Source organism: Micromonospora sp. RL09-050-HVF-A, assembly GCF_019374995.1.
In the GTDB taxonomy this organism is placed as follows: Bacteria; Actinomycetota; Actinomycetes; order Mycobacteriales; family Micromonosporaceae; genus Micromonospora; species Micromonospora antibiotica.
In genome coordinates this window covers 816,123-833,500 of sequence record NZ_JAGKQP010000002.1, presented here as the reverse complement: position 1 = coordinate 833,500, position 17,378 = coordinate 816,123, and the positions used below count along the sequence as shown (strand labels likewise).

14 protein-coding genes are annotated in these 17,378 nt (G+C 74.4%); 9 read left to right on the top strand and 5 right to left on the bottom strand.

Annotation, left to right across the window (positions count from 1 at the left end; all coding sequences use genetic code 11):
• Positions 1 to 24 precede the first annotated feature (24 nt).
• Positions 25 to 324 carry an STAS domain-containing protein gene (locus J7462_RS03925; protein ID WP_219461893.1) on the bottom strand — a complete coding sequence of 100 codons (300 nt, stop codon included), beginning with the start codon at positions 322 to 324 and terminating at the stop codon, positions 25 to 27.
• Positions 321 to 4,430 (bottom strand): SpoIIE family protein phosphatase, encoded by a 4,110-nt coding sequence (locus J7462_RS03920; protein WP_219461890.1) that lies wholly within the window; start codon positions 4,428 to 4,430, stop codon positions 321 to 323. Before J7462_RS03920 ends, J7462_RS03925 begins: the two co-directional genes overlap by 4 nt.
• A gap of 373 nt (positions 4,431 to 4,803) precedes the next feature.
• On the opposite strand from J7462_RS03920, the gene J7462_RS03915 reads away from it, so the two are divergent.
• The gene (locus J7462_RS03915) at positions 4,804 to 5,820 is read left to right on the top strand and encodes a LacI family DNA-binding transcriptional regulator (RefSeq protein ID WP_208566004.1); all 1,017 of its coding nucleotides are present in this window, start codon (positions 4,804 to 4,806) and stop codon (positions 5,818 to 5,820) included.
• Between the two features lie 37 nt (positions 5,821 to 5,857).
• Here J7462_RS03915 and J7462_RS03910 read toward each other — a convergent pair whose 3' ends face one another.
• Positions 5,858 to 6,532 (bottom strand): formylglycine-generating enzyme family protein, encoded by a 675-nt coding sequence (locus tag J7462_RS03910; RefSeq protein WP_308290735.1) that lies wholly within the window; start codon positions 6,530 to 6,532, stop codon positions 5,858 to 5,860.
• 70 nt (positions 6,533 to 6,602) lie between these two features.
• Positions 6,603 to 8,261, bottom strand: coding sequence for an FAD-binding dehydrogenase (locus J7462_RS03905; RefSeq protein WP_219461888.1), 1,659 nt, complete (start codon positions 8,259 to 8,261; stop codon positions 6,603 to 6,605).
• 96 nt (positions 8,262 to 8,357) lie between these two features.
• On the opposite strand from J7462_RS03905, the gene J7462_RS03900 reads away from it, so the two are divergent.
• The 6 genes from J7462_RS03900 (at position 8,358) to J7462_RS03880 (ending at position 15,724) form a co-directional block, all read left to right on the top strand.
• Positions 8,358 to 9,602 carry a CdaR family transcriptional regulator gene (locus J7462_RS03900; RefSeq protein ID WP_219461887.1) on the top strand — a complete coding sequence of 415 codons (1,245 nt, stop codon included), beginning with the start codon at positions 8,358 to 8,360 and terminating at the stop codon, positions 9,600 to 9,602.
• Positions 9,603 to 9,634: 32 nt separating this feature from the next.
• Positions 9,635 to 11,272 (top strand): copper resistance protein CopC, encoded by a 1,638-nt coding sequence (locus J7462_RS03895; RefSeq protein ID WP_308290734.1) that lies wholly within the window; start codon positions 9,635 to 9,637, stop codon positions 11,270 to 11,272.
• Positions 11,273 to 11,440: 168 nt separating this feature from the next.
• Positions 11,441 to 12,694, top strand: a complete 1,254-nt coding sequence (gene kynU / locus J7462_RS03890) for a kynureninase (RefSeq protein ID WP_219461884.1) — start codon at positions 11,441 to 11,443, stop codon at positions 12,692 to 12,694.
• 80 nt (positions 12,695 to 12,774) lie between these two features.
• Positions 12,775 to 13,851: a Na+/H+ antiporter gene (locus J7462_RS03885; RefSeq protein WP_308290733.1), complete on the top strand. Its 1,077-nt coding sequence runs from the start codon at positions 12,775 to 12,777 to the stop codon at positions 13,849 to 13,851.
• The gene (locus J7462_RS31800) at positions 13,818 to 14,339 is read left to right on the top strand and encodes a hypothetical protein (protein ID WP_255597572.1); all 522 of its coding nucleotides are present in this window, start codon (positions 13,818 to 13,820) and stop codon (positions 14,337 to 14,339) included. Before J7462_RS03885 ends, J7462_RS31800 begins: the two co-directional genes overlap by 34 nt.
• A gap of 146 nt (positions 14,340 to 14,485) precedes the next feature.
• On the top strand, positions 14,486 to 15,724 hold the full coding sequence (locus J7462_RS03880) for a helix-turn-helix domain-containing protein (protein ID WP_219461882.1): 1,239 nt from the start codon (positions 14,486 to 14,488) through the stop codon (positions 15,722 to 15,724).
• Positions 15,725 to 15,872: 148 nt separating this feature from the next.
• Here J7462_RS03880 and J7462_RS33170 read toward each other — a convergent pair whose 3' ends face one another.
• Entirely contained in the window at positions 15,873 to 16,208 is a 336-nt protein-coding gene (locus tag J7462_RS33170) for a hypothetical protein (RefSeq protein ID WP_308291138.1), read from the bottom strand.
• Between J7462_RS33170 and J7462_RS31795 the strand changes: the two genes are divergently transcribed.
• Entirely contained in the window at positions 16,093 to 16,707 is a 615-nt protein-coding gene (locus J7462_RS31795) for a helix-turn-helix domain-containing protein (RefSeq protein WP_308291094.1), read from the top strand. The two genes, J7462_RS33170 and J7462_RS31795, sit on opposite strands and share 116 nt — an antisense overlap.
• Positions 16,628 to 17,272 carry a hypothetical protein gene (locus J7462_RS31790; RefSeq protein ID WP_255597571.1) on the top strand — a complete coding sequence of 215 codons (645 nt, stop codon included), beginning with the start codon at positions 16,628 to 16,630 and terminating at the stop codon, positions 17,270 to 17,272. Before J7462_RS31795 ends, J7462_RS31790 begins: the two co-directional genes overlap by 80 nt.
• The last annotated feature ends 106 nt before the right edge of the window (positions 17,273 to 17,378 follow it).

The following is a 17,378-nucleotide window of genomic DNA, read 5'->3' as shown; positions in this document are numbered from 1 at the left end:
CGGGTCACCCGCCGGCCGGGCGGCTCAGTCGCGGATCGTGACCGTGGTGAGTCGACCCAGACCGGAGATGGTCAGGACGCTGTCCAGCAGCGGGTTCGCCACCACCGACAGGCGGTCGACGTGGGCGAACAACGCGGCGAGGGCGGCGCTGTCCAGGTATTCCACGGCGGTCAGGTCGACGGTCAGCCGGTGCCCGTCGACGACGGCGTCGACGATCGCCGCCCGGAACTCGTCGGCGTTGCTCATGTCGATCTCGCCGGTGACGGTCAGCACCGGTGCGCCGTCGGCCCGCAGGCCGGTGGACAGGCCCAGGGGCGTGTTCATGCGGGGATCCTCGTGTGCAGCTCGACGGTGGTGCCGGCATCGGTGGTCCGGATGTCGACGTGTGCCATCAGCGCGCGCATCAGGTTGATGCCGCGCCCCCGGTCATGGTCGATCTCGGGCACCTTCCACCGCCCCGAGTCGGCCACCGTGACGAACAGGTCCGCACCGGCGGCCACCGCGTGCAGCCGGATCAGCCCGGGGCGGGCGTCGCGGTGGCCGTGCTCGACCGCGTTGGCGCAGGCCTCCCCGGTGGCGACGAGTACGTCCTGGGCCACGTGCGGGTCGGCGCCGGTACGCCGCAGCCACTGCCGCAGCGTGGAGCGCACCGGGGCCATCTGCAACCGGTCGGCGGGAAACGACAACTCCAGCGGTGCCGGGTGGCGGTAGAGCAGCAGGGCGATGTCGTCGTAGCCGCCCTGCGGGGTCATCCGGTCCATCACCCGGTCGGCGAGCTGCTGCACCCCGGCGGTGTGGTGCTCCCGCACGGCGGAGGCGGCCTGGGCGATCCCGCTGTCGAGCGACTGGCGACGGCGTTCCACCAGTCCGTCGGTGTAGAGCAGCAGCACGGCCCGGGGCGGTACGACGCTTGTCGCGTCGGGGCGTCCACCGGGGGACGGGATGCCCAGCGGGCTGCCCCGACCGGCGGCCAGCAGCTCGGTGCGGCCGTCCGGGTGGGTGAGGATCGCCGGGGGGTGCCCGGCGCTGCTGTAGGTCAGCTCGCCGGTCTCCGGGTCGAGGATGCCGCAGAACACCGTGGTGCAGGACGCCCCGGGCAGCATCCGGGCGAACCGGTCCAGGGCGGTGAGCACCTGGGCCGGGCCGGACGCCTCCAGCAGCAGGGCCCGGCAGGCACTGCGCAGTTGCCCCATCACCGCGGCGGCGGGCAGGCCCCGGCCGACGCAGTCCCCGACGACGATGCCGATCCGGCCGTCGGGCAGGCTCACCGCGTCGTACCAGTCGCCGCCGACCTCCAGGGGGCGGGTCGCCGGCTCGTAGCGTACGGCGAAGCCGGCGGGCAGCTCGGCCGGGCCGAGGATGGACCGTTGCAGCGCGACCGCCACCTCGCGTTGCTGGTCGGCGGCGTGCGCCCGGTGCAACGCCTGCCCGAGGGCACCGCACAGGAGCAGCAGCAGCATCTGGTCCTCGGTGCCGAAACCCCGCGCCGGGTCGAGTTCGAGCCAGATCACCAGCGGACCCTGCGGCGAGTCGACAGTGGTGCCGGCCCCGGCCGGCCGGACACTGGTGGCCGGGTCGATGGTGATCCGCAGGGGTGGCTGCGACCGCAGCGCGGTGACGGTGTCGCGCACCGGGTCGGGCAGCTGCGCCCAGTCGGTGGTCGGCGTGCCGGTCACCGTCGGGGTGCCGGCCGCCGGCCAGTGGGTGGCGAGCACCCGGTGCGCCTGCCACAGCTGGCGTAGTTCCTCCACTCCGGCGCGCAACACCTCGGTGGTGCTGGCGGCCCGGGACAACCGCTGGTTGAGCGCGCTGAGGGCGGTCTCCCGCTGCACCGCGTACCGTTCGGCGGTGACGTCGCGGATGGTGCCGACCACCAGCCGCCGGCCGTGGTCGTCGGTGACCGCGTTGAAGGCGACCGCCGTCCAGAGCCGGTGACCGTCGCGGTGCCGCTGCGGCACCACGAACGAGCCGTGGGTCACCGTCATGGCCTGGGAGAACGTGTCGGCCACCAGCCGGTGTGCCGACGGGTCGGTGGTCTCGTCGGGCCACCATGGATAGCGCGGACGGTAGGGCAGGCCCTCCGGGCCGTAGCCGAACAGGTCGGCGAAGGCGGTGTTCATCTCCACCAACGCGCCGTCGGCGTCGAGGACGAAGAAGCCCTCCTGCAGCGAGTTGATCATCGCAGCCCGCCAGTTGGCGTGGTGGTTGCGCAACCGGGCCAGGTCGACGTTGGCCCGGACCCGGGCCAACAGCTCCTCGGCGGAGAAGGGCTTGACCAGGTAGTCGTCGGCGCCGGCCTCCAGCCCCTCGACGGCGGCCTCCTGACCGGCGCGGGCCGACAACAGCAGCACCGGCACCCCCATGGTGCGGGGTTCGGCGCGCAGCGCGGCGACCAGTTCGAGGCCGTCCAGGCCGGGCATCATCACGTCGCTGACGATCAGGTCGGGCAGGTCGGTTCGGGCCCGCGCCAGGGCGGCGAGCCCGTCACCCACGGCGGTGACGTCGTACCGGGAACGCAGCAGCCGGTGCAGGTACTCGCGCATGTCGGCGTTGTCGTCGGCGACGAGCACCCGGGGACGGTCCGGGCCGGGACGGTCAGCCGGCGGTGGTCGTCCGGCCGGCCGGTCGTCGGTGTCGCCGGCGGGCAGCCAGCGCAGCGCCTCCTGGACGAACGGCTCGGCGGTGTCCGACGGCGTCGCCGTGCCGATGCCGGTGACGACGTGCTCGGCGGGCAGGTGGGCCACGCCGTACGACAACCGCACGGTGAAGGCGGTCCCGACGTCCGGGGTGCTGTCGACGGTGATGGTGCCGCCGTGCAGGCCGACCAGCTCCTGCACCAGGGCCAGTCCGATGCCGCTGCCCTCGTGGGACCGGGACCGGGCCTGCGGGACCCGGTGGAAGCGCTCGAACAGCCGGGGGATCTCGTCGGCCGGCACCCCGACACCGGTGTCGGCGACCTGCACGGTCGGCATGCCGTCGCGCTCGGCGACGGACACCCGGATACCGCCCTGGAAGGTGAACTTCAGCGCGTTGCTGAGCAGGTTGAGGAGCACCTTCTCCCACATCGTCCGGTCGACGTGGACCGGCCGGGACAGCGGCGGGCAGTCGACGTCCAGGGTGAGGCCGGCGCGTTCGACCGCCGCCCGGAAGACACTGGCCAGTTCGGCGGTGAACCGGGCCAGGTCGACGGGTTCGTAGCTCGCCTGCATCCGGCCGGCCTCGATGCGGGAGAAGTCGAGCAGTGCGGTGACCAGCTTGCCCAGCCGCAACGCGTTGCGGTGCATCACCTCCAGCTCGTCGCGGACCTGCTCGTCCTGGTCGCCGAGGCGGGCCCGCAACTCCTGCAACGGCCCGCTGATCAGGGTGAGCGGGGTGCGGAACTCGTGGCTGATGTTGGAGAAGAACGCCGTCTTGGCCCGGTCCAACTCGACCAGTTCCTCGGCCCGCTGCTGCTGCACCTCGTAGGCCACCGCACCGTTGATCAGGGCGGCGGCCTGCCGGGCGACCAGGTCGAGGAAGGTGCGGTAGCCGTCGTCGAGGGCCCGTCCGGCGCTGGCGGCCAGGACGATGACACCGATGTCCTCGGCGCCGGTCTCGCCGTGCAGGGGCAGCACCACCGCCTCGGTCGGCGCGGTCTGCCAACCGCCGGTGGGCAGGTCACCGATGCGGGCGACGACGTCGGTGACGTGGGCGGGCCGGCCGGTGGCGAGCACCTCGGCGACCGGCCACACCGGCGGTGCGGTCGGGTCGGACCGGTCGACCTCACCGGCCAGGGTGCTGGCGGCCGGGCGCAGCTCACCGCCGCGGGTCCGCAGGTGCACGGCCGCGTACGGCACGTCGACCGCGGACCGGCCGAGCGAGCCGACGACCAGGTCACAGGCCTCGCCCACGGTACGGGCGGTGCCGGCCTGGGCGCCCAGGTCCTGCAACGCGGCGAGCCGGCGCTCACCGATCACCCGCTCGGTGGTGTCGCTGACCGCGGTGAAGACGCCGCGTACCACGCCGTCGTCGTCGTGCAGCGGGCTGTAGGAGTACGTCCAGTACGTCTCCTCCCAGTAGCCGTGCCGGTTCATCGGCAGCAGCAGGTCCTCCGACCAGGTCGCCTCGCCGGTCTCCACCACGCCCCGCAGCATCGGACCGATGATGTGCCAGATCTCGGCCCACACCTGGTCGCCCGGCTTGCCGAGGGCGGGGTGTTTGCTGCCGAGCAGCGGGCCGTAGGCGTCGTTGTAGAGGAACCGCAGCTCCGGCCCCCACCACACGATCATGGGGAAGCGGGAGGTCAGGCAGATCCGGGTGGCGGTACGCAGGCTCGCCGGCCAGCTCTCGACCGCGCCGAGGGAGGTGGCGGACCAGTCGAGGGCGCGCATCCGCCCGGCCATCTCACCGGTGCCGGTGAACACGGAACGCCTCGCCTGAGCCTCGGCCATCGCCGCCCTGTCCTCCCGCACGTCCCGCGCAGGGACGACCGCGTGTCCGCGGGTCGTCGCCGGCCGCCGACAGAGGTTCCTGCCGCCGGGCACCAGCATGCCGCATGGGCGGCCGGAGTCGAAATCGGGCCGGGTGGGCGGTTCGCCCCGGCCCGATTTCGGCGGACCGGTCCGCCGGCCGGGGACAGGACGTACCGGATACTTCCGTTTCGAGAAAGTTTCGAGTCCCTGTCGAGCGACGGCGGCCCTCGACACGGGTCGGCGGCGACCGTCGATGACGAGCGGTCCGACCGCCGCGCCGGCCGGCCCGACCCCCGACCTCCGAAACTTTCGGGCTATGCTGCCGACGGGCGCACGACCGAAGGAGATGGGCATGGCGGAGGACCGGGCGACGCTGTCGGAGATCGCGACCGCCGCGGGGGTGTCCGTCCCCACCGTCTCGAAGGTGCTCAACGGTCGACCCGACGTCGCCCCGGCGACCCGGCGGCGCATCCAGGACCTGCTCGACCGGCGGTCGTACACCGCCCGCCGGGCGCCCTCGATGCCCGGGGCCGCCGGCCTCATCGACCTGGTCTTCCGGGATCTCGGCAGCCCGTGGGCGATGCAGATCCTCGACGGCGTCGAGGAGCTGGCCTACCGGGCGGGCGTCGGGGTGGTCGTCTCCGCCGTGCACGGCCGCAGCCGCACCCGCCCCGACCGGCGGTGGATCGAGCAGCTGTCCAAGCGCCGGTGCGACGGGGTGCTGCTCGTCCTGTCCGACCTGTCCCCCAGCCAGCAGGGCCAGCTCGACGAGCTGGGCATCCCGGTGGTGATCATCGACCCGGCGGGCCAGCCCGGCGCGGGCATCCCGTCGGTGGGCGCGACGAACTGGTCCGGCGGGGTGGCCGCCGCCGAGCACCTGCTCGACCTGGGTCACCACCGGATCGCGGTGATCGGCGGGCCGCCGAACGTGCCGTGCAGCCGGGCCCGGGTCGACGGGTACCGGGCCGCGATGAACGCGGCAAACCGCAAGATCCCCGCCGGGTACGTCCGCCACGGCGACTTCACCTCCCCGTCGGGCTACCGGGAGATGAACGCCCTGCTGGACCTCGCCCAGCCGCCCACCGCCGTGTTCGCCTGCGCCGACGAGATGGCCCTGGGCGCCTACGAGGCGCTCTACGAACGCGGGGCCCGGGTCCCCGACGACATCAGCATCGTCGGCTTCGACGACCTCGACTCCGCCCGCTGGGCCGCCCCGCCGCTGACCACCGTCCGTCAGCCGCTCGCCGAGATGGCCGGGATGGCGACCCGGATGCTGCTGTCCCTGATCGCCGGGGAGGGGCTGGACAGCCACCGGATCGAGCTGGCCACCCCGCTGATCGCGCGGCACAGCACCCGACGCGTGCCCTGACCCCGGGCCGACCGGAGGGTCCGTGCCGGGGTCGTGGTCAGCGCGGCAGGGAACGCGCCACCCGGAAACCGACGTCGTCGATGCGCAGCGTCGGGTGGCTGCGACGGCGCACCGAGGCCCGGCAGCTCCAGTGCTCGTCGAACCAGCCGCCCCCACGCAACACCCGGTAGCTGCCGTACACCTCGGCGTCGTAGACGTCCCAGCACCACTCCCAGACGTTGCCGAGGGTGTCGTACAGGCCCCACGGGTTGGGGGCGCGTCCACCGACCGGGTGCGGCCGCTCACCGGAGTTGCCCCGGTACCAGGCGATCTCGTCGAGTGGGCCGTAGCGCGGGCCCGGGGTGCCGGCGCGGCAGGCGTACTCCCACTCGGCCTCGGTGGGCAGCCGGTAGCCGTCGGCGCCCCGGTCCCAGTCCACGCCCGCACCGTCGTCGTGCAGCCGGTACGCCGGGGTCAGCCCCTCCTGGCGGGACAGCGCGTTGCAGAAGCGCACCGCGTCCAGCCAGGACACCCCTTCCACGGGCAGCCGGTCGCCCCGGATGGCGCCCGGCCGTTCCCCGGTCACCCGGGCGTACCACCCCTGGGTGACCGGTACCACGCCGAGCCGGTACGCCGCCACCCCGACCGACCAGCGGCGCTCGGTACGCCTGTCGGACAGGGTCACCTGCCCCGCCGCGACGGTCACCAGCGCGGTCAGCGCGTCGTCGTCCACGGCCGCAGAGCCTACCGGGGGCACAGCCCGGGCCGGTCGGCTCACGGTGCCGGCCGGGTGTCGGTGCCGGTCAGCTGACGGCTGCCGCTGCGGCACGGCCGGCGGTGCGGCCGGAGAAGAGGCAGCCGCCGAGGAAGGTGCCCTCCAGGGCGCTGTAGCCGTGCATGCCCCCGCCGCCGAAGCCGGCGACCTCACCGGCCGCGTACACCCCGGCCAGCGGTTCGCCGTCGGGGCGCAGCACCCGGGCGGACAGGTCGGTGTGCAGCCCGCCGAGGCTCTTGCGGGTCAGCACGTGCAGTTGCACCGCGATCAGCGGGCCGGCCGCCGGGTCGAGCAGCCGGTGCGGGGTGGCGACCCGGATCAGCCGGTCACCCCGGTAGCGGCGGGCCCCCCGGATCGCGGCGAGCTGGGCGTCCTTGCCGAACGGGTGGGCGATCTCCCGGTCGCGGGCCTCGACCAGGGCGGTCAGCGCGGCGGTGTCGAGCTGCGGCCCGTCGGTCTCGGCGGCCAACTTGTTCATCCCGGCCACCAGCTCGGGCAGGGTGTCGGCGACGACGAAGTCGGCCCCGTGCCGCTTGAACGCCTCCACCGGCCCGGGTGCGCCGGGCCGGACGCGTTGCAGCACCTGCCGCACGCTGCGGTTGGTCAGGTCCGGGTTCTGCTCGGAGCCCGACAGCGCGAACTCCTTCTCGATGATCTTCTGGGTGAGCAGGAACCAGCTGTAGTCGTGGCCGGTGGCGCGCAGGTGCCGCAGGGTGGCCAGCGTGTCGAAGCCGGGGAACAGCGGCGCCGGCAGCCGGGCCCCGGTGGCGTCGAGCCAGAGCGAGGACGGGCCGGGCAGGATGCGGATGCCGTGCTGGGGCCAGATCGGGTCCCAGTTGCGCAGCCCCTCGGTGTAGTGCCACATCCGGTCCGGGTTGATCACCTGCCCGCCGGCGGTCTCGGTGATGGCGAGCATCCGGCCGTCGACGTGGGCGGGTACGCCGGTGACCATCCGGGTGGGCGGGGTTCCGAGCCGGGCCGGCCAGGCCCGCCGGACGAGGTCGTGGTTGCCGCCGATGCCGCCCGAGGTGATGATCACGGCCTGGGCGTCGTGCTGGAAGTCGCCGACGACCTCCCGGGAGCTGCTGCGCCCCCGGGGCGCGTCGTCGGGGGCGAGCAGCGCGCCGCGTACCCCGGTGACGGCTCCCGCGGTGGTGACGAGCTCGTCGACCCGGTGCCGGAACAGCAGCGTCACCCGGCCCTGCTCGACGGCCTGCCGGACCCGCCTGGCGAACGGCTCGACCACGCCGGGGCCGGTGCCCCAGGTGACGTGGAACCGGGGCACCGAGTTGCCGTGCCCGTGGGCCGCTCCCCCGCCCCGCTCGGCCCAGCTCACCACGGGAAAGACCCGGTGGCCCATCGACCGCAGCCAGGCCCGCTTCTCCCCGGCGGCGAAGTGCACGTACGCCTGCGCCCACTGGCGCGGCCAGTGGTCCTCGGGCCGGTCGAAGGCGGCGCTGCCGGTCCAGTCCTGCCAGGCCAGCTCGACCGAGTCGCGGATGCCCATCCGCCGCTGCTCGGGCGAGTCGACGAAGAACAGCCCGCCGAACGACCAGAACGCCTGCCCGCCGAGGTTGTGCTCCGACTCCTGGTCGAGCAGCAGCACCCGACGGCCCGCGTCGGCGGCCTCGGCGGCGGCGACCAGACCGGCCAGGCCGGCGCCGATCACGATGACATCCGTCTCCATGCGCCGACCCTACGTAGCGTGGTGCCAAAATGATCCGTGCCGGGGTGCAGGATTCACCAGCGGAATTGTCACCCGGATGACAAAGGATGGCCGATCGTGTCCGACGCCCTGCTCGACATCGAGCCCGGTCTCGCCGGTCTCGCGCCGTCGGTCGGCGACCACCTGCGAGGGCTGCGCGGGCCGCTGCACGAGCGGATCCTCACCACCGTCCGGGCCGCGATGGCCGCCCAGGGCCGGTCGCTGACCGGTGGGCAGGGGCAGGGCCTGGCCCTGGGCGTACAGACCGCCGTCGACACCTTCGTCGACGCGGTCGCCGACCCGGCCCGGGAGCTGACCAGCACCCGGGAGGTGTTCCACGCCCTGGGGCGCACCGAGTACCGCGAGGGGCACCGGGTGGACGCGCTGCGGACCGTACTCACCCTCGGGGCCCGCGACATCTGGGCCTTCCTGGTGGAACACGCCACCGCGCCGGCCACGCCCGGCTGGCCCGCCACCGCACCGGCCGGCCCGGCCCCGGCCGACCTGTACGTGATCGCCGGGGCGTTGTTCGGCTACGTCGACGCGCTGGCCGGGGCCGCCGCCGAGGGGTTCCTCGCCGAGCAGCGGGACACCGCCCAGGACTGGGCCACCACCCGACGCCGGCTGGTCACCCTCCTCGTGCAGCCCGACCCGCCGACCGGGGCGGTGCTGCACGCCGCCGCCGACGCGGCCCGCTGGCCGTTGCCGGCGACCGTGGCCGTGTGCAGCGTCGACGGCACCGACGCCGAACACGTGGCCCGGGGCATCGGCGCGGGGGCGCTGGCCGCCGTCGTCGGCGACGCCATCCGGGTGGTGCTGCCCGATCCCGGTACGCCGGGACGGCTCGACCGGGCCCGGCAGGCGCTGGTCGGGCGACGGGCCGCGCTCGGGCCGACGGTGCAGCGGCAGCGGGCGCGGCTGTCGTACCGGCTGTCCCGCCGGGCGCTGGCCCTGCACCAGCAGGGCGCGCTCGGCCCGGACCCGGTGGTGTCCTGCGACGACCACCTGCTCACCCTGCTCACCGCCTGGGAGCCGGGCCTGGCCGGGCACCTCGCCGGCACGGTGCTGGCCCCGCTGGCCGGGCTGCGGCCCATCACCCGCCGGGCCCTGGCCGAAACGCTGCACGGCTGGCTGCGCCGGCAGGGTCAGGTGGTCGCCGTCGCCGAGGACCTGCACACCCACCCGCAGACGGTCCGCTACCGGATGCGGCAGCTGCGCGGCCTGTTCGGCCCGGCCCTCGACGACCCGGACGCCCGCCTCCTGCTGACCCTCGCCCTGCACCAGCACCCGACCGGTGAGCCGAATCGTTCCGGCGACGGTTGAACCATGTGATCACGAAATACGAACCACTGTGCGTGCGTACCACCCGTTCCGCCGTGCTGCTGGGGTTGCTCCTCGCGCTGCTGTCCGTACCGCTGACCCCGGCGACCCCGGCCGCCGCCCATGCCGCGCTGGTCGCCACCAGCCCGGTCCGGGACGCGGTGATCGGTGCCCCGCCCGCGGAGGTGGTGCTGGTCTTCAGCGAGTCGGTCTCCCCGGTCATCGGCCGGGTGCAGGTGCTCGGCCCGGACGGGCGGCGGGTCACCGCCGGGGAGCCGGTCGCGGACGGGGCCACGCTGCGCATCCCGGTGCGGGTGCCGGACCGGCCGCTCGGCACGTACCTGGTCAGCTACCGGGTGATCTCGGCGGACAGCCACCCGGTCGCCGGCAGCTTCGCCTACTCGGCCGGTGCGCCGTCGGCGACGCCCCCGGAGCCGGTCAGCGTGGACGAGCGCCCCTCCGGCGGGTGGACCCCCGCCGCCCGGTACGTCGGCTACCTGGGCCTGGTGCTGGCGGTCGGCCCCACCCTGTTCGGCGCGGTGCGCTGGCCGCGCCGTCGCCGCCGTCGCGCGGTGACCGTCACCGGGTACGTCGGCCTGGCGCTGGTGGCCGTCGGCACCGCCGGGACGTGGGTGGCGCAGGCCGCCGACATGGTCGGGGTGCCGGTGGGCGGTCTGTCGCGTGGTGACCTGACGGCGGTGGCGGGCAGCGACGTCGGGCCGGTGCTCGGGGCCCGGCTGGCGCTCGCCGCGATCGCCGCCGGGCTGCTGGCGGCGGTGGCCGGCGGGCGGGCCGGGCGCGGACGGCGGACGGCGCTCGCGGTGGTGGGTCTGGCCGGGCTGGTGACCTGGCCGCTGGCCGGGCACCCGGTGGCCACGCCCCTGCCGCCGGTGAGCATCCTCGCCGACGTGGTGCACCTGGCCGGGATGAGCGTCTGGCTGGGCGGGCTGGTCACCCTGGCGGTGTTCGTGCTGCGCGGCACGCACCGGCGGGTGCTGGGCCGCATCCTGCCGGCCTGGTCGCGGTGGGCGACCGTCGCGGTGGGCTGGCTGGTCGCCTCCGGCGTCGGGCAGGCCGCGATCGAACTCGGCCGGCCCGGCGCGCTGGTCGGCACCACCTACGGTCGGCTGCTGTGCGCCAAGGCGGCCCTGCTCGCCGCCGTGCTCGGCGTCGCCGCCTGGCAACGCCGGGCGGTGCGCGACGGCCGGGCCGCCGACCGGCCGGGCCGGGTCGCGCGGGCCGCCGGGGTGGAACTCGCCGCCACGGCGGTGGTGCTGGCACTGACCGCCGTGCTGGTGCAGACCCCGCCCGGTCGGACCGCCGACACCGAGGCCGCCCGCGCCACCCGCGAGGGCGTCGCGCAGACCCTGACCAGCGGCACCTACACCCTCCAGTTCGACATCTATCCGGTACGGGTGGGGGTGCCGAACTCGCTGCACGCCTACGTCTACACCCCGCAGGGGCAGCCGCTGCCGGTGGTCCAGTGGACGGTCAGCCTCGCCCTGCCGGCGGCCGGGATCGAACCGATGGCCGTGCCGGTGGACACCCCGGAGCCGCACCACGGCAGCGCCGAGATCAGCCTGCCGGCGCGCGGGGACTGGACGATCCGGTTCACCGTCCGCACCAGCGACATCGACCAGGCCACCGTCACCGCCACCGTCCCGGTCCGCTGACCGACCGCCGACCCGCCCGGGGTACGCGGCACAGCCCGGGGGCGGCCGGGCGCTTCCCCGACGCCGGGGCGCTGGCCTGCGGTGCCTGGGGCACCGGCCGGGGTGGGCCGACCAGGCGATCGGCTAGCCTGCATCGGCCCGGGTGTCCCCGGGCGGAGGGAGGACACCATGACCGCACCGACATCCCGGCACGACGCGCAGGAACGGGACGCCGCCGATCCGCTGGCCGGCCTGCGGGACCGGTTCGTGGTGGACGACCTGCTCTATCTCGACGGCAACTCGCTGGGCCGGCTGCCCGCCGCCACCGGCGACCACCTGGCCGGCCTGGTCCGCGACGGCTGGGGCACCGAGCTGGTCCGCAGCTGGCCGACCTGGATCGAGTGGCCACGCCGCATCGGTGACCGGATCGCCGCCCACGCGCTGGGCGCCCGCGACGGCGAGGTGATCGTCTCCGACTCGACCTCGGTCAACCTCTACAAGTTGGCCGCCGCCGCCCTCGACGCCCGGCCGGGCCGGGGCACGATCCTGGCCGACGCCGAGGAGTTCCCCACCGACCGGTACCTGCTCGAGGGGCTGGCCGCCCAGCGCGGGCACACCCTGCGGCTACTCCCCTCCGACCTCGACGAGGGGCTGGACCCGGACACCCTGGCAGCGGCGCTGACCGAGGACGTGGCGCTGGTGGTGCTCTCGGCGGTGTCGTACCGCTGCGGGGCCTTGCTGGACGTCGCGGCGGTGACCGACGCGGCCCGCCGGGTCGGCGCGCTGGTGCTGTGGGACCTGTCGCACGCGGTCGGCTCGGTGCCGCTGGAGCTGACCGCCGCCGGGGTCGACCTCGCGGTCGGCTGCACCTACAAGTACCTCAACGGCGGCCCCGGCGCACCGGCCTTCCTCTATGTCCGGCGGGAGTTGCAGGAGTCGCTGCGCCAGCCGATCTGGGGCTGGTTCGGCCAGCGCGACCAGTTCCGGATGGGGGCCGGCTACGATCCCGCGCCCGGCCCGGAGCGGTTCCTGGTGGGCACCCCGCCGGTGCTCGGGATGGCCGCCCTCGACCCGGCCCTGGACGTGCTGGCCGACGCCGGGATGGACCGGGTGCGGGAGAAGTCGCTACGCCTCGGCGAACTGATCATCGAGCTGGCCGACGCCTGGCTCGTCCCGCACGGTTTCCAGCTCGCCTCCCCGCGCGACCCGCGTCGGCGCGGCGGACACGTGTCGCTGCACCACCCGGAGGCGCTGCGGATCTCCCGGGCCCTGGTCGACGCCGGGGTGGTCGGCGACTACCGGGTGCCCGACCGGCTACGGCTCGGCCCGGCGGCGCTCTACACCCGGCACGTCGACGTGTGGGACGCGATGGACCGGCTGCGGGACCTCGCCGAGCGGCGGGCCTGGACCGAGGTGCCGGCGGAGCCGTCCCGGGTCACCTGACCCGGTCCGGGCAGATCCCGGATTCTCCCCGCCTCGCCGCCGACTTCGTACCAGCATGTCGGGTGGAGGCGGGGGGTGCCGTGGAGGTCCTGGTCCTGATCGTGGTGCTGGCCGCCACCGTGCTGGTCGGCACCACCATCGGCGGCCGGTACCGGGTGGCCCCGCCGGTGCTGCTGATCACCATGGGCGGGCTGCTGGCGCTGCTGCCGCCCCTGTCGGACGTGGTGCTCCAACCGGACGTGGTGCTGCTGCTCTTCCTGCCCGCCGTGCTCTACCGGGAGAGCCTGGTGATCAGCCTGCGGGAGATCCGGGCGAACCTGCTGGTGATCGCCTCGCTGGCGGTGGCGCTGGTGGTGGTGACCATGGTGGCGGTGGCGCTGGTCGCCAAGGGGCTGGGGATGAGCCCGCAGGCGGCCTGGGTGCTCGGCGCGGTGCTCGCCCCCACCGACGCGGCGGCGGTGGCCGGCCTGGCGAAGCGGATGCCCCGCCGGATCCTGACCACCCTGCGGGCGGAGAGCCTGGTCAACGACGGCACCGCGCTGGTGCTGTTCTCGGTGACGGTCGGGTTGATCGTCGGTGGCACCGCGCCGGGGGTGTTCGGTTTCCTGGGCCGGTTCGTCGGCTCGGCCGGCGGAGGCGTCGCCGCCGGGCTGGTCGTCGGCCTGGTCGTGGTGCTGATCCGCCGCCGGCTGGACGACCCGCTGCGCGAGGGCGCGCTGAGCGTACTCACCCCGTTCGCCGCGTTCCTGCTCGCCGAGGTGGTGCACGCCAGCGGGGTGCTCGCCGTCGTGGTCGCCGGGCTGCTGCTGTCGTACGCCAGCCCGAGGATCATCCGGGCCCGGTCCCGGGTGTTGGCGTACGCCTTCTGGGACCTGTCCACCTTCCTGATCAACGGGGCGTTGTTCGTGCTGCTGGGGATGCAGATCCCCCGGGCGGTGAACCACGTGACCAGCACCTCGCTGATGCGGTCGGTGGCGATCGCCGCCTCGGTCACCCTGATGGTGGTGGTGGTCCGGCTGGTGTGGTTGCAGCTGTTCTCCTACGGCCTGCCGGTGGTGGGCCGGGGTGCCACGGTGAGCCGGCGGGTGCGGGTGGCGGCCGGCTGGGCGGGGTTCCGGGGGCGGTGTCGCTGGCCGCCGCCCTCGCGGTGCCGGTGACCACGGCCACCACGCACACGCCGGTGCCGGAACGGGATCTGATCATTTTCTGCACCGCCGTGGCGATCGTGTCGATCATGTTGGTGCAGGGCACCACCCTGCCGGCGGTGGCCCGCTGGGCCGGCCTGCGCGGCGACGAGGCGCGTGGCGACGAGGTCCGGCACGCCCGCCGCCGGACCACCGAGGTGGCGTTGGCGGCGCTGCCGGACGTCGCCGCCGACCTCGCTGTCGACGCGGCGGCCGTGGACCGGTTGCGCGCCGACTACCAGCGGCACCTGGACCTGGTGACGGAGACCGGTGGTGGGCCGGAGGCCGACCGGGCCCAGGAGTTGGACACCCGGCTGCGGCTGGGGGTGCTGGAACACAAGCGCCGCGAGGTGACCCGGTTGCGCGACAACAACGAGATCGACGACAGCGTGCTGCGGGAGGTGCAGGCGACGTTGGACATCGAGGAGATCCGCCTGCTCGGCCCCCAGACCGAGGACTGATCACACCGCGCCGAGGCATCTACCGAGGACAACGCGTACGGTAACCACCCGGACACCTCATGCGATCGGTGCGAGGTGTACCGTCCGAAGTGACAGCCTCCCGGGCGAGCCGGCGGCGGTTGCTCCTCGCGCTGGCAGGAGACGGCATGGCTATACCGACAGTGGGTGATCGTCTCGCGGAGATCCGTCGTGAGGCGAGGCTGACGCAGGAGCAGCTTGCCGAACGGTCGGGCATCAGCGTCGAGGTGATTCGGAAGCTGGAGCAGGGCAGCCGGGGCGCGGCTCGCCTCGATACGCTGCACGCGCTCGCCCGCGCCCTGGGAGTCTCGACGTCCGCGCTGTTGGGCGACGCGTCGCAGGCCGCCGCGCGCGGGGAGCCGGGTCACCGACAGTTGTCACTGGCGGAGATCCGCCGAGTGGTGGCCCCGGTGCGGGGGATCGACGGCGCTCCGCTCGTCGTGCCGGCGGACGAACCCCCCGACCTCGACACGCTCAGACGGAATCTGCACGCCGCCGACCACGTCTACCATGCCGGTGACTACGCGGTCGCGCTGCGGGTGGTGCCGCCGCTGCTGGTGAACGTACGTGCCGCCGTCGGGCTCGTGGGGAGTGACCGGCAGCACGAAGCGTACGACCTACTGGCCCGCGCCCAGCACCTGGCGGGTGGTCTGCTGATCCAACTGCGGGCCGATGACCTGGCGCAGACCGCACTGTCGGCAGCGCTCGACGCCGCCCAGCGGTCCGCGAACCGGGTGGTGGCGGCCACCGTCATTCGGACGATGTGCTGGCTGCTGATGCGGCAGGGACGAATTGGCGAGTCGGCCGGGTTGGCGGTGGTGACCGCCGACGAGGTGGAGCCGCGACTGTCTCGGGCAGCCCCGGAAGAGCTGGCCGCCTGGGGGTGGCTGCTGCTGAGCGCCGCCGCCGCGCACGCCCGGGACAACCGGCCGGACGAGGTGGCCGATCTCATCGGCGTCGCCGCCGCGGCGGCAGCCCGGATCGGCGAGCGGGTGCCGGCATCGGATCACCTGATGCTGGTGGGCGGGTTCGACGACGCCAAGGTGCAGATGCAACGGGTGGAGGCGGCAGCCGTGGCCGGGGATGCGGGCCGGGTGCTGGAGCTGTCCGCGCTGGTGCCCCCGGTGCCCACCATCAGCGCGTCGGCGTGGCGGCGGCATCGACTGGACCTGGCATGGGCTTATGCGCAGTTGCGGCGGTACGGGCAGGCCACGGCGGTGCTGACTCAGTTGCGGGACACCGCCCCCACCTGGCTGCGGCAGCAGCGGTACGCGGGGGACATCGTGGACACCATCGTCACGGGTCGCCGTCGAGCGATGACGGACGAGCTGGCGGAGCTGGCCGAGCTGACGGGCGGCGCGCGCTGAGCTGGTACGGCACGTCCGAGTTGATGCGTCACGATCATCGAATCGCACCATTCGCACCTGTGTCATCGCCCTGAGTCACGACAACCTGTGTTCGGGTGACCTGCTCGTTGAAGTTGGTGACCGACGCAGGACGCGGCGTGATGTCATCTCAGGAACGTGTCGCCGCGCCCCTACCGATGGAGGCGACATGCGGGACCAGGGCGACAAGCCGGCAGCGAGCCGAGGCGAGCAGATCCAGGCGGCGGAGCACGAGGAGGCGAGGCAACGGCTTCTCGCCCAGGCCGACGCCGAACGGATACCGGCCGAGGAGACCACCCGGGCCGTACCCGACCGGCGGTGGCGTCGTGGACAGTAGTGAGTTGTTGCCGGTGGGGCGGCGGGTGGCGTACTGGCGGGGCCGGCGCAGGTTGTCGCAGCAGGTGTTCGCCGACCGGTTGGGCAAGTCGAAGAGCTGGGTGGACAAGATCGAACGGGGTGTCCGCACGCTGGACAAGGTGTCGACGCTCCAGCACATCGCCGCCGTGCTGCGCATCGACCCGGGGGTGCTGCTCGGTCGGGACGCCCGGTCGGCCGAGGTGACCGGGTGGACGGCGGACGTCGCGCGGATCCGGGTGGCCCTCTCCCGGTTACGACATCCCGCTGGCCCGCCCGGCGGGCAGTCGGCCGGTGCCACCCGCCGGCCAGGTGGCCCGGCGGGTGGCCCACGCCTGGACGACCTTCCAGCACGCCAGCTATCCCCAGGTGGTGGCGCTGCTGCCGGAACTGCTGGCCGACGCGGAACGCGCCCACGCCGCCGATCCGGTGGCGGGCCGGGGGCCGCTGGTGGAGACGTACCGGGTCACGGCGTCGCTGCTGGTCAAGCTGGCCGCGCCGGAGCTGGCGTGGCTGGCGGTCGATCGGGCGATGGGCACCGCGACCGACGATTCCGTTCTGGTCGCCGCCGCAGCGGTGCAGCTCGGCCAGGTGTTGCGCGCCTCCGGTGAGGTGCGGGTGGCGAAGTCGGCGATGCTGGCCGCCGCGTACCGGATCGCCCCGCCGGTGATCGGGTGCGACGTGTCCCCGGAGCTGTCCCTGTGCGGGACGCTGCTCCTCCAGGCGGCCCTGGCCGCCGCCACCCACGGCGACGACGCGGCGGTGGCCGACCTGCTCGACGAGGCCGACGACCTGGCCACGTTCGTCGGTGACGGGCACGACCACCACCGGACCGGTTTCGGACCGACGGCCGTGGCGGTGGCGCGCGCCGCCACGGCCGTCGAACTGGGCGACGCCCACGGCGCGCTGGCCCGACACGAGGCGGTCACCCGGCGGGACGGCTGGCGGTGGCTGCCCGTCGAGCACCGGGCCGCGTACCTGGTCGATGCGGCCCGCGCCCATCTGCACCACGCGGATCCGGCCGGGGCCGGCCGGATCCTGGTCGACGCGGACCGGATCGCGCCCGCCGAGATCCGGCACCGCCCGGCGGGCCGGGACGTGCTCGCCCGGGTGGCCCGTGAGCCTGACGCCCCGCCGACCCTCCGCCAACTCGCCGCCGCCCTCGGGATGGGCTGAGGGGTCCGCGCAGCCGGGACGGACACCCGTTTCCGGCGGTCGCTGCGCATTGACAGTCGCGTATGGGCGGAGTTACGGTGCGCCAGGAAAGCGCTTTCACGTACTG

Coding starts and splice junctions, on each gene's coding strand:
- J7462_RS03925 (WP_219461893.1), bottom strand. CDS start 324: ATGAACACGCCCCTGGGCCTGTCCACCGGCCTGCGGGCCGACGGCGCA.
- J7462_RS03880 (WP_219461882.1), top strand. CDS start 14,486: ATGGCTATACCGACAGTGGGTGATCGTCTCGCGGAGATCCGTCGTGAG.
- kynU (WP_219461884.1), top strand. CDS start 11,441: ATGACCGCACCGACATCCCGGCACGACGCGCAGGAACGGGACGCCGCC.
- J7462_RS03915 (WP_208566004.1), top strand. CDS start 4,804: ATGGCGGAGGACCGGGCGACGCTGTCGGAGATCGCGACCGCCGCGGGG.
- J7462_RS31790 (WP_255597571.1), top strand. CDS start 16,628: ATGGGCACCGCGACCGACGATTCCGTTCTGGTCGCCGCCGCAGCGGTG.
- J7462_RS03920 (WP_219461890.1), bottom strand. CDS start 4,430: ATGGCCGAGGCTCAGGCGAGGCGTTCCGTGTTCACCGGCACCGGTGAG.
- J7462_RS03905 (WP_219461888.1), bottom strand. CDS start 8,261: ATGGAGACGGATGTCATCGTGATCGGCGCCGGCCTGGCCGGTCTGGTC.